A 15,235-nucleotide genomic window follows, 5' to 3' on the forward strand; every position below is an offset into this window, starting at 1 on the left:
TAGAATAGCGTCTTTTGTGGAAAATAAGTTCTGGAAGCTTCCTCTTGCAACGCCAGCTTTTTTCACTATTTGCGAGATAGTTGTCTGTTTATACCCCTGTTCCAGAAAAAGTTGGACGCATACAGTGAGTATCTTTTTTTTCGTTTCGATACCGTCTTTTCTTGTAGAAATATGTATCACCTCTTTTCATTATTTATTAATAATGATTTATAAATTAGTATGTGTATTAGTTATAACATATATAACACAAATTGTCAAGTATCAGAAAGGGGTAACAGCGAAATTTTACAATGGGCAACGATTTTTTGTATTATTTTTGCCTTAATGATTTAAAGCAAAACTCTTGTATTATTATAAAAAGTATGGTATAATCAAATTACGAAATTTTTTGTATATTTCTAAGGAGGAAATAATTATGAGTATGTATATCACTTGTCTTGACCTTGAGGGAGTTCTCGTTCCTGAGATATGGATAGCTTTTGCTGAGGCTACAGGTATCCCTGAGCTTAAAAGAACAACAAGAGATGAGCCTGACTATGACAAGCTTATGAAATACCGTATCAACATTCTTAAGGAGCATGGTCTTGGTCTTAAGGAAATTCAGGATACTATCGCAACTATCGACCCAATGCCAGGCGCAAAGGAGTTCCTTGACGAGCTGAGAAGCTTCACACAGGTAATAATCATCAGCGATACTTTCTCACAGTTTGCAGGTCCTCTTATGAAGAAGCTTGGTTATCCTACTATCTTCTGCAACACTCTTGAAGTTGCTGACAACGGCGAGATCACAGGCTTCAAGATGAGATGTGAAAAGTCAAAGCTCACAACTGTAAAGGCTCTCCAGTCTATCGGCTTTGAAACTATCGCAAGCGGTGACAGCCACAATGACCTTGGCATGATTCAGGCAAGCAAGGCAGGCTTCCTTTTCAGAAGCACAGATAGCATCAAGGCTGAATATCCTGAGCTTCCTGCTTATGAAACATATGATGAGCTTATGGCTGCAATAAAGGCTGCTATGGACTAATAGTCTTTAACAAAGAAAAAACATAGATGAAAAAGGTAATATCACTTATAATAACAGCGGCTTTGTCACTGTCTGCGATGCATTCATGAAACAATTCGCAGAGCTTTTAAGCAAATAATATTTGTTTTTTTACGGCGTTGTGTCTTTTGGCACTTCGCCGTATTTTTTTGCAAAACAATACCAAACATAATCTGCGATATGTAACGCATATTATATATAGTATCTTCGCTTTTGCCGTGAATATTTTATCATATGAAAAGTTTATACTTCTGACATAAGTTTCCCTTGACAAACGGGGTTAGTTTATGCTAATATGAATGTGGTTAGTAAATACTAACCTAAATTAATGAAAAGGAGGAGTTAAGAAAAGTATGAGCGTTATAATAGTAGGCGGAAATGACCGTATGGCAACACGCTATAAGGATATCTGCAAATCATATGATTGCAAGGCTAAGGTGTTCATCAAATATCCTACAGGTTTTGATAAGAAGATAGGCAGTCCTGATCTGGCAGTGGTGTTTACTGATACAGTGTCACATAAAATGCTCAATGGTCTTAACCAAAGAGCAAGCAAACTTGATTTTCCCGTGGCTATATGCCATTCATCAAGCTGTTCGGCTTTGAAGAACGTGCTTGAAAAATATTGTACTAAAGGCGTTGTAAACGCATAGATCTATATGTATAGGTTAGGAATTTCTAACCAAAGGAGGGACTATGTCACAGTCTGAGCTGAGAAATTTTGAAAAAAGCATGGCTTATCATCTTGCCCCTGCAATGCTTGGAATAAAGCCTGCCTGTCTTATGTCAATGGAAAAGAACAAGGACGGGCTTGAAGAGAATGTCGAGCTTTTTAACAGCAGGGCATATACAAAGGGCATGAAGCTAACAGTGCTTTGCGAGTGCAAAAGCAGAAAGCTGCTTTTTCTCTATAACGAAAAGCTTTTATCTGACAGACTTGCAGACAACAGAGTAAGAAAGCTTCTTGAAAGCTTTGGCTATGACAGCCGTATGACCCTTGAACAGCAGCTTGAAAGGCTGTCTGGAAGAATATCCGCAAGTGAAGATTTCCCTCATGAGATAGGTCTGTTTCTAGGCTATCCTGTTGATGATGTTACAGGGTTCATACAGAACAAGGGAAGAAACTATCTTCTTTGCGGATATTGGAAAGTCTACTCTGACGAAAACAGAGCAAGACGTATTTTCAGCAATTATGACAAGTGCAGAAATTATCTGTGTAATAAACTTGCTCAGGGCGAAAGCATTTACCAAGCCCTGAAAATTTCTTAGGAGGTAATCATAATGAAAACAGCAGTAATTTATTGGAGCGGTACAGGCAACACAGAGGCTATGGCAAAGGCAGTTGCAGAGGGTGCAGGCGCAGAGTGCTTCGCAGTTTCTGAGTTCAGCGGCAATGTTGAGGATTATGACGCAATAGCTCTTGGATGCCCTGCAATGGGAGCAGAGGAGCTTGAGGACAGCGAGTTCGAGCCATTTTTCGCAGGTATCGAGGGCAAGCTCTCAGGCAAGAAGATAGCACTCTTCGGCTCGTACGGCTGGGGTGACGGCGAGTGGATGCGTCAGTGGCAGGACAGAGTTACGGGCGACGGTGCAACACTTGTAAATGGCGAGGGACTTATTGTAAACGAAACTCCTGACGACGACGCTCTTGCAAGCTGCAAGGCTTTGGGCGAGGCTCTTGCTAAGTAAGCATATATCTCTAATGTAATAATGTAAACTGCAAACGCAGGCGGAAAAAGGCAGTTTTGCTTTTCTGTCTGCGTTTGTGCGGTAATTAAGTTATTGAAAACTAACTAAAGTTACCTGAAACTAACTTGAGATTTTGTGCAAGCTTACAAAATTGAAAAAACGGCACATTTAGTCTTGACAAATTCGGTTAGCCGTGCTAAACTATATTACGGGTTAGAAAATGCTAACCCTTTTAATAAGCCTGAAAGTTAGATGAATCTAACTTTTGATACTGACAAAAGAACAGGAGGGTCTGAATGATGCCGCTGACATTTGCAAACGTAGGGGAAGAGAACATGATAAAGAAAGTAGGCGGAAAACCTGAAACAAGAAAGTTTCTTGAAAATCTGGGTTTTGTCGCAGGTGGAACGGTAACGGTAGTAAGCACTATCGGAGGAAACGTTATCGTTAAGGTCAAAGAATCAAGAGTAGCTGTTTCAAAGGAAATGGCTGCGAAGATAATGGTATAGGAAACATTTGGCGGTCAAGCCATGATAAATATGTTTGAAGATATTTTGTATAGTTAGGAGGATCAGGTTATGGCAACATTGAAAGAAGCTAAGATCGGTTCAACAGTTACCGTGAAGAAGCTCAACGGCACTGGTGCTGTAAAGAGAAGAATCATGGATATGGGCATCACAAAGGGTGTTGAAGTCCATGTAAGAAAGGTTGCGCCTTTGGGTGACCCTATTGAAGTAACGGTCAGAGGCTATGAGCTTTCGCTCAGGAAAGCTGACGCTGAGATGATCGAAACGGTCTGATACATAGTTCAGGCAAACAGCAAAAAATTTCATCGGCAGAGCTGATGTGTACTTAGAAGATGAGGATATATTAGAGTGCCGAAATTCTGAAAGGATCAAATTGTATGGAGATCAAAATTGCTCTCGCAGGTAACCCTAACTGCGGTAAAACAACTCTTTTCAACGCTCTTACAGGTTCAAACCAGTTCGTAGGTAACTGGCCGGGCGTAACAGTTGAAAAGAAAGAGGGTAAGCTCAAGGGTCATAAGGACGTAGTTATCATGGACCTTCCTGGTATCTATTCTCTTTCACCTTACACACTTGAGGAAGTAGTTGCAAGAAACTATCTTATAAGCGAGCGTCCGGACGCTATCCTCAATATCATCGACGGTACAAACCTCGAAAGAAACCTTTATCTTACAACACAGCTTGTTGAGCTTGGTATCCCTGTTGTTGTTGCTATCAACATGATGGACGTTGTTAAAAAGAACGGCGACAAGATAAATACAGATCAGCTTGCTAAGGAGCTTGGCTGTCAGGTCTGCGAGATATCAGCACTTAAAGGCACCGGTATCAAGGAAGCTGCTGAGCTAGCAGTAAAGGCTGCTGAGTCAAAAGTTCCAATGGTACCTCAGCATTCATTCAACGGCGTTGTTGAACACGCTATCGCTCATATTGAGGAAGCATTTCTCAATGATGTTGCTGAAGAACAGCAGAGATGGTACGCTATAAAGATATTCGAGAGAGATGAGAAGGTCATCGAACAACTCGGTATGTCTGAGCAGGTAAAGACCCATATCGAAAAGGATATCTGCGCTGCTGAAAAAGAAATGGACGACGACTCGGAGAGTATCATCACAAACGAGAGATACATTTACATAGCTTCAATAATCAAGGATTGCTATAAAAAGAAAAATCAGGGTGGTCTTACAACATCAGATAAGATCGATAAGATTGTAACGAACCGTTGGCTCGGTCTTCCTATCTTTGCAGTGGTTATGTTCCTTGTTTACTATATCTCAATGGTAACAGTAGGTTCAGCCGCAACTGACTGGGCAAACGACGGACTCTTCGGCGACGGCTGGCACCTGTTCGGTATCGGTTCTTCTGACGCTGAGGACGCTGCTGACGAATATGGCAGCTCGCTTGACATAATCAACGCATTTATCGAGCAGCAGGGCGGCGAGGCTATCGACAACGAAGCTGATGACTTTGACGTTGACGCTGCTAAGGCAACAGCAGACAACCTGCTTGCTACAGTAGATAAGTCCGCAACTGCTGATTATACAGTAGAGGACGAGGAAACACTTGAAGAAACAACAGAAACAGCTAAGTATGCTGATCTGAAAGCTGCAGTTGCAGCCGCTGAGAAGTATGACTTCGCTGATCCAGACCCAGCAGATTACGGCGTATGGGTACCTGGTATCCCTGTACTTATCGAAAGCGGTCTTGACGCAGTAAACTGTGCAGATTGGCTCAAGGGTCTTATCCTTGACGGTATCGTTGCCGGTGTTGGTGCGGTTCTTGGATTTGTACCACAGATGCTCGTACTCTTCATTCTCCTTGCTATCCTTGAGGCTTGCGGTTACATGGCTCGTATCGCATTCGTAATGGACAGGATCTTCAGAAAGTTCGGCCTTTCAGGAAAGTCATTTATTCCGATCCTTATCGGTACAGGTTGCGGTATCCCTGGTATCATGGCTTCAAGAACTATCGAGAACGAGCGTGACAGACGTATGACTGTCATGACAACAACATTTATTCCTTGCGGTGCTAAGACACCATTTATTGCAATGATCGCAGGTGCTATCTTCGGAGGCTCTGCATGGGTAGCAACAGGCGCATACTTCATCGGTATCGCAGCTATCATCATTTCAGGTATCATGCTGAAAAAGACAAAGATGTTCGCAGGAGATCCTGCACCATTCGTTATGGAGCTTCCTGCTTACCATATCCCTACAGTAGGCAACGTACTCAGATCAATGTGGGAGCGTGGCTGGTCATTCATCAAGAAGGCTGGTACGATCATTACACTGTCAACTATCTTCGTATGGTTCACTTCATACTTCGGCTGGGTAGACGGTTCATTCGGTATGCTCACAGAAGACCAGATGGAATACAGTATCCTGGCTCACATTGGTAAGGCTATCTGCTGGATCTTCGCACCTCTTGGCTGGGGCAACTGGCAGGCAACTGTTGCAGCTGTTACAGGTCTTGTTGCTAAGGAGAATATCGTTGGTACAATGGGTATCCTTTACGGCGGCGGAGACGGTTCAGTTTACTCTGCTATCGGTGCTGCATTCACTGGCATCACAGGTATGTCATTCCTTATCTTCAACCTCCTCTGCGCACCTTGTTTCGCAGCAATGGGAGCTATCAAGCGTGAGATGAACAGCAGAAAGTGGTTCTGGTTCGCTATTGGCTACGAGTGTGGTTTTGCTTATGTTATCGCACTTATCGTAAATCAGCTTGGCAATCTCTTCACTGGTAAGGTGAATGTTATCGGTCTTATCTTTGCAATAGCTCTTATCGCTCTTATCATCTATATGCTCGTTAGACCTTATAAGGAAAGCACAAAGCTTGAAAAGGACGTTAAGGTAGGCGCAAACGCATAATAAAAAGCAAATATCATCACTTATCTTGCATAAACAGTTGGGAGGATAATTATGGACACAGTAGGCGGTACGATTCTGGTTGCAGTGATTCTTGCTGCTATCGTGGCAGCTATAATTTACAAGCTCGTAAAGGATAAGAAGCAGGGCAAAAGCTCTTGTGGTGGCAGCTGCGGCTGTTGTCCAAATTCTTCTCGCTGTCACAGATCATGATAAAACAGTAATAAACTTCGGGGAGGTCATCTGAATGCTGACTAAATCACAGAAAAGGTATTTATTTGCCATATACAGACTGGGTCAGAACGGCAGACCTGTCAAGTCCACAGAGGTAGCTTCTGTTTTGGGCGTGACAAAGGCAAGCACCGTCAAGATGACTCAGAAGCTTATAGACGAGGGCTATATAATCAAAGAGCCTTACCGTGAGATCACACTGACATCTGAGGGCATAAAGGCAGCTAATGAGCTTTATACTCCAAGTGTGATACTTCAGGATTTTCTTGAAAACCGTGTGGGCGTTGAGAGAAAAAATGCCGAGAATGACTCGGTGGCTATTGTTTCTCAGATATCTGATGACGCTCTTGACAAGCTTGTAAGCTTTGCTTTGCAAAGCACGACAAACGGCTAAATTAGTAATATTTATATCGTTAGATCCCGCCTTTTTCGGCGGGATTTATCAGATATATCAGTTAGTTGTAATTAACCACAATGTGAAGTAAGTTATGGCATACAAATATGTATAATATGACGTTTAAAAACGGCAAAGATACATTATTAAAATAAATAGTTAGAAAGGGGAATGAATGTATTTCTTGAAATAAAGAACATAAAAAAGCATTTTGGCGAGGGCGAGAGCAGGGTTGAAGTGCTTAAGGGCATTGATATCGAAATAGAAAAAGGAGAGTTCTGCGTGCTTCTCGGACCGTCAGGCTCAGGTAAATCAACACTACTGAACATTATAGGAGGAATTGACGCCGCAGACGAGGGGTATATCTCAATAAACGGCGAAAAAACAGCCGACATGAACGAAAAGGCATTGACCCTTTACAGAAGAAAGCACTTGGGTTATATCTTCCAGATGTACAACCTTATACCTAACCTGAATATCAAGGAGAACATCGAGGTAGGCGCATATCTTAGCGACAACCCTCTTGACGTTGACGACCTGCTTAAAACCCTTGGGCTTTACGAGCATCGTCACAAGCTTCCTAATCAGCTTTCGGGAGGTCAGCAGCAGAGAACTGCTATTGGCAGAGCCATCGTCAAGAACCCTGATATCCTGCTCTGCGACGAGCCTACAGGTGCGCTTGACTACAATACCTCCAAGGAGATATTACAGCTTATAGAGGACGTAAACAAGAAGTATGGCAACACTATCATAATGGTAACACATAATGATGCTATCAAGCAAATGGCTGACAGAGTTGTAAAGCTTAGAGATGGTATGATAAGAAAGAATTATCTTAATGAAACTAAGCTCACAGCCGAAGAGCTTGATTGGTAAGGAGGGTCAGCATGAAAAACCCTCTTATCAAGCGTTTGCCCAGAGAGCTTAAGGGCGAAATAGGAAAATACATCGTTCTGTTTTTGTTCATCACAATGATGATAGGCATAGTATCAGGCTTTCTTGTTGCGGCAGGCAGTATGTCTGTTGCTTATGACGAAAGCTTTGAGAAATACAATATCGAAAGCGGAAATTTTGAACTTCTTCAAAAAGCCGATGATGATGCTATCAAGAAGATAGAGGACGGTGAGGAGAAGATAAAGGTATACGAAAATTTTTATCTTGACAAAGAAACAAAAGAAGTTGACAGCACTATCAGGCTTTTCAAAAATCGTAAGGATATCGACAAGATATGTATAATGGACGGTGAGCTTCCTTCTGCTGATGACGAGATCGCTATTGACAGAATGTATGCTGACAATAATAAACTTAAAGTCGGCGACAGCCTGACGGTCGGCGGCAAGAAGCTTAAGATAACAGGTCTTGTTGCACTTTCAGATTACAGCGCACTGTATTCAAATCCGTCTGATATGATGTTTGACGCTTTGAAGTTCGGTGTAGCTATCGTTACCGATACCCTTTTTGACGATTATGGTGAGGCTGATCTTCATTACAGCTACTCATGGAAATATGATAAAACCCCGGCAGACGACGAGGAAGCTCAGGATATGGCTGAGAAGGTCATGAAGCATATAAATGGAATCTCAATGCTCACTCAGTTTATTCCGGAATACTCAAATCAGGCGATACATTTTACAGGCGACGATATCAAGGGCGATAACACCATGATAACAGTTTTTCTTTATCTTGTTATGGTCATAATCGCATTTGTTTTTGCTATAACAACGGGAAACACTATTGCAAAAGAAGCAAACGTTATAGGTACGCTCAGAGCCTCAGGCTACACAAAGGGCGAGCTTGTTAGACATTATCTTGCAACGCCTATGATAGTCGTGCTTGTATCTGCCATTGTAGGCAACATACTGGGTTACACCTGCTTTAAGGAATTTGCGGTCAAAGCGTACTATGGAAGCTACAGTCTGCCAACATACAAAACGATCTGGAACGCAGATGCGTTTATAAAGACGACAGTAGTTCCTCTTATAATACTTTTCGTAATAAACCTTGTAATGCTTGTAAATAAACTAAGTCTTTCACCGCTTAAATTCTTAAGGCGTGATCTTAAAAAGCGTCAGAAGAAAAAGGCTTTTAAACTCAACACGAGGATAGGCATATTAAAGCGTTTCAGACTTAGAGTCATCTTCCAGAACATTCCTAACTATATTACAGTGTTTGTTGGCATTCTTTTTGCCAATGTTATCATCTTCTTTGGCCTTGGCATGAAGCCTATGCTTCTTCATTATCAGGATATAATAGAAGATAATATGATAAGCAAATATCAGTATGTGCTGAAAATGCCTGCTGAAACTAAAACAGAGGGTGTAGAGAAATATTGTTCAGGCTCTCTTAAAACTGTCGATGACAAGCTAAAAGAGGAAACGGCAACAATTTACGGAGTTAAAGAAAACAGCAAGTTCGTTCATGCAGATATAAAAGACGGCGGAGCGTTTATCTCTGATGGTTATGCTCAGAAGTATAACATAGAGGTTGGCGATGAAGTGACGCTGAAAGAGTCTTACGGAGATAAAAAATACAATTTTAAGGTAGAGGGTATCTATGACGATCCTGCAACTATAGCAGTTTATCTGACAGACAGCGACTTCATAAAGACCTTTGAACTTGAGGACGGGTATTTTAATGGTTATTTCTCCAATACAAAGATAAAGGATATAGACGATCTGTATATTGCGACAACTATAACGAAAGACGACCTGACAAAAACATCACGACAGCTCATACTGTCTATGGGTTCTATGATAAGCATGTTTGCGACAGCGGGTGTTATAATGTTCATGCTAATTGTTTATCTTCTTTCAAAGGTCATAATAGAAAAGAACAGCCAGTCTATTTCTATGACAAAGATACTGGGTTACAACAACAGGGAAATAAACAGCCTTTATATAACGACTACGACCATAGTCGTTATAGCCTCAATGCTGCTGACTGTTCCTATAGTAAATGTTACTTTGAAGTATATATTCAAAGTTGCTTTCGCTCAGTATTCAGGCTGGATGCCATATTATGTGCCAGCAAAAATATTTGTTGAAGTGCCGCTGCTCGGTATCGTTTCATATGCGGTGATAGCATTTATCCTTACAAGACGTGTAAAGAAAGTACCTCTTGATGAGGCACTCAAAAATGTAGAGTAATTCTTCCAAATCATTCTTTCTTAATTGAGCTGTGCTGTCGGTATGTATCGGCGGCACAGTTTTTTGTTTTTTTTTATAACTTTTTTTTGAAAATCGCTAATTTGGAAAAATGAGTTAGGCAATCGCCGTAAATTTTATTAATATCTTTACTATACTTTAACATATTATTAACAGCATAGTGATACATTATATGATATGGAATTATACGCTTTTATAAATAGGCTCTGCTTAATGAAGAGAAGAAGTGCAGAGAACTGCAGTGAATGGCAGTATGTCATTCGGTTGGAGGAAAAATATGAGTAAACAAAAGAAGCCTGCAGGCGGTTTGAATATTATCATTGTGGGCTGCGGAAAAGTAGGCACGACCCTTGTTGAACAGCTTGTGAAAGAGGGTCACGATATCACGATAGTCGACAAGAATGCAAAGAAGATACAGGAACTCAGTAGTCTTTATGATATTATGGGCATCGTAGGAAACGGCGCAAGCTTTAGCGTTCAGCAGGACGCCGGCATAGAGAACGCCGACCTTATAATTGCTGTCACAGAGTCTGATGAGCTTAACCTGCTTTGTTGTACACTTGCCAAGAGAGTAGCGAAGTGTTCAGCTATAGCAAGAGTAAGAACACCTGATTACAGCAAGGAGATAGTCTATCTAAGAGAGAAGCTTGGTCTTGCAATGGTCATAAATCCTGAACTTGAGGCTTCAAGAGAAGCGTCAAGAATACTTTGTCTGCCAACAGCTCTTGAGGTAAACACCTTTGCAAATGGTCAGGCTGAGCTTATAAAGTATAAGATACCTGAGGGCAATCCTCTTGTCGGCACTACGATCGCTGAGCTTAGTCGTAAAACGGCAACAAGCCTGCTTATATGTGTTGTTGAGAGAGAAGGGGAAATATATATTCCATCTGGCGATTTCACAATGAAAAAGAATGATGTTATCTCATTTTGCACCCAAAGAAATTTTTCAAGAACGTTCTTTGAGGATCTCAGTGTGAAGACAAATCAGGTGAAGAACACAATGATAATAGGCGGTGGCAAGGCGGCTTATTATCTTGCAAAACGTCTTATTGGCATGGGGATCAACGTCAAGATAATCGAGAATGACAGACAGCGCTGTGAGGATCTCAGCGTGCTTTTGCCAAAGGCGATAATAATAAACGGTGATGGCACTGACGAGGAACTTCTGAGGGAAGAGGGCATAGAGTATGCAGAGTCATTTGTGGCTCTCACGGGAATAGACGAAGAAAATATCTTGCTCACTCTTCATGCCAGACAGGTGTCAAATGCTAAGACTATCACAAAGATAAACAGGATAAACTTCAAGGACGTTATAAGCAGACTGGACCTTGGAAGCGTAGTATATCCAAGATATATCACCTCTGAGGCGATAATAGCCTACGTCCGTGCGAAGAACGAATCGGGAGATAGCAATATCGAAACGCTGTATCATTTGTTCGATCATAGAGTAGAAGCTATCGAGTTCAAGGTGGATCAGGAGTCAGAGGTCACAGGTACACCGCTTCAGGCTCTTGATTTAAAAAGACATTTGCTTGTGGCGTTCATAAACCGAAACGGCAAGATCATTATCCCGAGCGGTCAGGATACTATAGAGAGGGGCGACACTGTAATGGTCGTCACTACTCATACGGGATTTAACGATATCACTGATATTCTGAAATAGCGGAGGAAATATGAACAGCTCGATCATTCGATATATTTTAGGAAACGTTATGCGAATGGAAGCCTGCTTTTTGCTGCTGCCTTGCATAGTGTCGCTGGTCTACGGGGAAGGCGTGGGACTTTATTATCTTGGAACAGCCATTGTGTGCCTTGCTTTTGGCGTGGTAATGGCTTGGAAAAAGCCTAAAAACTATGTGTTTTATCTCAAAGAGGGTTGTATAGCAACATCTTTGAGCTGGATAGTTATGAGCCTTGTTGGGTGTATGCCTTTTTGGATAAGCGGAGAGATACCAAGCTTCACGGATGCTATGTTTGAAACAGTTTCCGGATTTACAACGACTGGTGCTTCGATCCTTACCAATGTTGAGGCGCTTTCTCATACTGCACTTTTTTGGCGAAGCTTCACGCACTGGATAGGCGGTATGGGAGTTTTGGTGTTCCTGCTTGCTATCATACCGCTGAGCGGTGGTTCAAATATAAATCTTATGAGGGCGGAAAGCCCTGGACCATCAGTGGGCAAGCTTGTTCCAAAGATGAAATATACCGCAAGGATACTTTATATAATCTATTTTGGCATGACCATATTGGAATTTATTTTCCTTATTATCGGCAAAATGCCTGTGTTTGACAGCATTTGTACAGCCGTTGGAACGGCAGGCACGGGTGGTTTTGGAGTCAAGAACGACAGCTTAGGAAGCTATTCGCCATATTTGCAGTGGGTGGTTGCCATTTTCATGATACTGTTTGGCGTGAATTTTAACGCATACTATTATATTATATACAGGCACTTTAAAAAGGCATTCAAAATGGAGGAAGTACGGTGCTATTTTGCTATAATCCTCATTGCCACAGCTATAATATTCGCAAATATCCTCGACCACTGTGTTAGCATTTTTGACGCACTTACAAAATCAGTATTTCAGGTGGCGTCGCTCATTACAAGTACGGGCTTTTCAAGCACTGACTTTAATCTGTGGCCTCAGATATGCCGGACGGTGCTTGTACTTATAATGTTCATAGGAGCTTGCGCAGGCAGTACGGGCGGAGGTATAAAGGTATCAAGAGTGATCGTGCTTTTCAAGACAATGATAAAGGAGCTTCACTCCTATATACACCCAAAGAGCATACGCAAGGTAAACCTTGACGGCAAACCTGTTGAACATGAGATAGTGCGTTCTATAAATGTTTATATCGTAACATTCGTGATAATTTTTGCTTCATCAGTTTTTATGGTGGCATTTGATGGTAAAGATCTTGTAACAAACTTTACTGCTGTGCTGACAACCATCAATAACATGGGACCTGGTCTTGCGGAGGTAGGTCCAGCAGGCAACTTTTCAAACTTCTCTGTTTTTTCAAAGTTCGTTTTCATGTTCGATATGCTTGCAGGCAGATTGGAGCTTTTCCCTCTGCTGATACTTTTCCACCCCTCTGCATGGAAAGATCTTATTTCTAAAAGGGCGGAAGCAAGAAAATTCTGATAACATAAAAAGGACGGCTCAAACCGTCCTTTTTTCATTTTACAGCCTTTTTGAACTGCTGTTCATATTTATGCTTGGTCGCTATTCCGCCTCTTATATGTCTTTCACGTTTGTTTTCCTCAAGGACCTCTTTTACGCTTTTGAAAAGCTGAGGAGAGATTTTCGGCAGACGTTCTGTCAGATCCTTATGTACAGTGGATTTGCTTATGCCAAATTCCTTTGCCGCACAGCGTACCGTGGCTCTGTGTGCCGCAACATATTCTCCAAGCAGCACACATCGTTCCTTTTCGGATCCATTCATTGTTCACACCCCATTAAATTTTTCTGTAGTAATCTATATGCTGTTCCTTACTTCATTATTACTTGACGTTCTTTCAGACTTTACAAAATAATTGCCGATAATCAAATATTTTTATGCAAAATGCTTGAAATCACACTGGGAATGTGCTATAATGTAAGTGTGATATAGATACTGTCACAGAATATGAACGAAACGAGGGGATAAGGCAATGAAACTTAATTTTATCGGTGCAACACATGAGGTAACGGGAAGCTGTACATATATAGAAGCCTGCGGAAAGAGATTTCTGGTGGATTTCGGAATGGAGCAGGGCGTTGACTATTTTGAAAATGCGAAGATACCTTGTCCTCCTGGAAATATAGATTTTGTATTGCTGACTCATGCTCATATAGATCATTCAGGTCTGCTTCCACTGTTGGCGGCAGGCGGCTTTGCTGGACAGATACACGCAACGGAGGCCACTTGTAATTTATGCGAGATAATGCTGAGAGATTCAGCGCATATTCAGGAGTTTGAAGCAGAGTGGAGAAGCAGAAAGGGCAAACGTAAGGGCACTGGCGAAGTGTCGCCACTCTATACTATGGCAGACGCAGAGGCGGCTATTGCTTGCCTTTGCCCACACCCATACAGTGAGGTGACGGAGATATCCGAGGGCATAAAGGTACGCTTTATCGACGCAGGTCACCTGCTTGGCTCATCAAGTATTGAGATATGGCTCACAGAGAACGGTGAAGAACGTAAGATCGTATTTTCGGGAGATATAGGAAACCTTGACCAGCCTCTTATCAGAGATCCGCAGTATATAACGGAGGCAGATTATGTTGTAATGGAGTCCACATACGGTAACCGTCGCCATGATAAGCCGAAGGACTATGCAAAGAGTCTTGCAGAGGTCATTCAAAAGACCTTTGATAGGGGAGGAAACCTTGTTATACCGTCATTTGCAGTGGGCAGAACTCAGGAACTGCTGTATTTTATAAGGCATATCAAGGCGGAGAATATGGTGACGGGTCATGGGGATTTTCCTGTGTATGTGGATTCTCCGCTGGCTATCGAAGCCACACAGATATTCAATAAGAACAAAAATTCATGTTTCGATGAAGAGGCAATGTCCTATGTGAACAAGGGCATAAATCCTATCACTTTCAGCGGACTTAATATCGCTGTCACAAGTGACGAGTCAAGAGCCATAAACTTTATCGACACACCTAAGATAATAATTTCCGCAAGCGGTATGTGCGAGGCGGGCAGAATAAAACACCACCTCAAGCACAATTTGTGGAAACCTGAAAACACCATACTTTTTGTGGGCTATCAGGCTATGAATACCCTTGGAAGAAGCCTTGTGGAGGGTGCAAAAACTGCAAAGCTTTTCGGTGAGGAAGTCGTTGTCAGGGCTGAAATACTGGTGCTGCCAGGCGTGAGCGGTCACGCTGACGTTGACGGTCTGGACAGGTGGATAAAAAGCTATGAAAAGCCGCCTAAGAAAGTCTTTGTCAACCACGGCGAGGATTCAGTTGCTGAGGCGTATAAGGAGCATTTGCGTAACGATTTCGGGCTTAACGCCTTTGCACCTTACAGCGGTGCGGAGCTTGACCTTATAAGCGGCGAGTTCAAAAACACGGCCCCTATAAAGATAGTCAAGAAGACAGGCGCGTCCCCTAACTATCAGCGTCTGCTCAGCGCTCTTGACAGGCTGACGGCTTTGGTAAACAAAAGCTCAGGTCTTACTAATAAAGACCTTGCAAAGCTCACTGATACCATAAATAATATCTGTGCGAAGTGGAACGATTAGCTTTTGCTGCACATATAATATGAGATACAGGGCAACACTGCACGCTTTATGTGTGGTGTTGCCTGACGCATACGAAAGGAACAAA

15 protein-coding genes and 1 pseudogene are annotated in these 15,235 nt (G+C 42.1%); 14 read left to right on the forward strand and 2 right to left on the reverse strand.

The genetic code is table 11. The annotated features are described in order from the left end of the window. Positions 1 to 6: 6 nt before the first annotated feature. Positions 7 to 180 (reverse strand): annotated as a pseudogene (locus tag RBI_RS15220) (TetR/AcrR family transcriptional regulator); the annotation flags it as partial. A gap of 241 nt (positions 181 to 421) precedes the next feature. On the opposite strand from RBI_RS15220, the gene thrH reads away from it, so the two are divergent. From thrH to RBI_RS04150, 13 genes are all read left to right on the forward strand, one after another. Beyond that, a complete protein-coding gene (thrH, locus tag RBI_RS04095; protein ID WP_038673078.1) occupies positions 422 to 1,024 on the forward strand; it encodes a bifunctional phosphoserine phosphatase/homoserine phosphotransferase ThrH in 603 nt (200 codons plus the stop codon). A gap of 371 nt (positions 1,025 to 1,395) precedes the next feature. After that, positions 1,396 to 1,695, forward strand: coding sequence for a DUF2325 domain-containing protein (locus tag RBI_RS04100; RefSeq protein ID WP_022288593.1), 300 nt, complete (start codon positions 1,396 to 1,398; stop codon positions 1,693 to 1,695). A 43-nt stretch (positions 1,696 to 1,738) separates the two neighbouring features. Further along, positions 1,739 to 2,311, forward strand: coding sequence for a DUF3793 family protein (locus RBI_RS04105; protein WP_038671240.1), 573 nt, complete (start codon positions 1,739 to 1,741; stop codon positions 2,309 to 2,311). Between the two features lie 12 nt (positions 2,312 to 2,323). Beyond that, positions 2,324 to 2,731, forward strand: coding sequence for a flavodoxin (locus RBI_RS04110; protein ID WP_038671242.1), 408 nt, complete (start codon positions 2,324 to 2,326; stop codon positions 2,729 to 2,731). Positions 2,732 to 3,027: 296 nt separating this feature from the next. Continuing rightward, the gene (locus tag RBI_RS04115; RefSeq protein WP_022288590.1) at positions 3,028 to 3,240 is read left to right on the forward strand and encodes a FeoA family protein; all 213 of its coding nucleotides are present in this window, start codon (positions 3,028 to 3,030) and stop codon (positions 3,238 to 3,240) included. Between the two features lie 69 nt (positions 3,241 to 3,309). Beyond that, positions 3,310 to 3,531, forward strand: coding sequence for a FeoA family protein (locus RBI_RS04120; protein WP_022288589.1), 222 nt, complete (start codon positions 3,310 to 3,312; stop codon positions 3,529 to 3,531). Between the two features lie 104 nt (positions 3,532 to 3,635). Further along, positions 3,636 to 6,125, forward strand: coding sequence for a ferrous iron transporter B (gene feoB / locus RBI_RS04125; RefSeq protein WP_038671245.1), 2,490 nt, complete (start codon positions 3,636 to 3,638; stop codon positions 6,123 to 6,125). A 51-nt stretch (positions 6,126 to 6,176) separates the two neighbouring features. Continuing rightward, the gene (locus tag RBI_RS14500) at positions 6,177 to 6,335 is read left to right on the forward strand and encodes a FeoB-associated Cys-rich membrane protein (RefSeq protein ID WP_022288587.1); all 159 of its coding nucleotides are present in this window, start codon (positions 6,177 to 6,179) and stop codon (positions 6,333 to 6,335) included. A gap of 34 nt (positions 6,336 to 6,369) precedes the next feature. Beyond that, complete coding sequence (locus RBI_RS04130) at positions 6,370 to 6,747, forward strand: metal-dependent transcriptional regulator (RefSeq protein WP_022288586.1); 378 nt, start codon at positions 6,370 to 6,372, stop codon at positions 6,745 to 6,747. A 171-nt stretch (positions 6,748 to 6,918) separates the two neighbouring features. Continuing rightward, entirely contained in the window at positions 6,919 to 7,623 is a 705-nt protein-coding gene (locus RBI_RS04135) for an ABC transporter ATP-binding protein (RefSeq protein ID WP_038671247.1), read from the forward strand. Positions 7,624 to 7,634: 11 nt separating this feature from the next. Further along, positions 7,635 to 9,893, forward strand: coding sequence for an ABC transporter permease (locus tag RBI_RS04140; protein WP_038671249.1), 2,259 nt, complete (start codon positions 7,635 to 7,637; stop codon positions 9,891 to 9,893). Between the two features lie 295 nt (positions 9,894 to 10,188). Next, the gene (gene trkA, locus RBI_RS04145; protein WP_038671251.1) at positions 10,189 to 11,574 is read left to right on the forward strand and encodes a Trk system potassium transporter TrkA; all 1,386 of its coding nucleotides are present in this window, start codon (positions 10,189 to 10,191) and stop codon (positions 11,572 to 11,574) included. Positions 11,575 to 11,584: 10 nt separating this feature from the next. Next, positions 11,585 to 13,054 (forward strand): TrkH family potassium uptake protein, encoded by a 1,470-nt coding sequence (locus RBI_RS04150; RefSeq protein WP_038671253.1) that lies wholly within the window; start codon positions 11,585 to 11,587, stop codon positions 13,052 to 13,054. Positions 13,055 to 13,088: 34 nt separating this feature from the next. On the opposite strand, the gene spoIIID is transcribed toward RBI_RS04150, so the two are convergent. Continuing rightward, the gene (gene spoIIID, locus RBI_RS04155) at positions 13,089 to 13,355 is read right to left on the reverse strand and encodes a sporulation transcriptional regulator SpoIIID (RefSeq protein ID WP_038671255.1); all 267 of its coding nucleotides are present in this window, start codon (positions 13,353 to 13,355) and stop codon (positions 13,089 to 13,091) included. A gap of 208 nt (positions 13,356 to 13,563) precedes the next feature. On the opposite strand from spoIIID, the gene RBI_RS04160 reads away from it, so the two are divergent. Next, a complete protein-coding gene (locus tag RBI_RS04160) occupies positions 13,564 to 15,150 on the forward strand; it encodes an MBL fold metallo-hydrolase RNA specificity domain-containing protein (RefSeq protein WP_038671257.1) in 1,587 nt (528 codons plus the stop codon). The last annotated feature ends 85 nt before the right edge of the window (positions 15,151 to 15,235 follow it).

It is taken from the genome of Ruminococcus bicirculans (ex Wegman et al. 2014) (assembly GCF_000723465.1).
In the GTDB taxonomy this organism is placed as follows: domain Bacteria; phylum Bacillota; class Clostridia; order Oscillospirales; family Ruminococcaceae; genus Hominimerdicola; species Hominimerdicola aceti.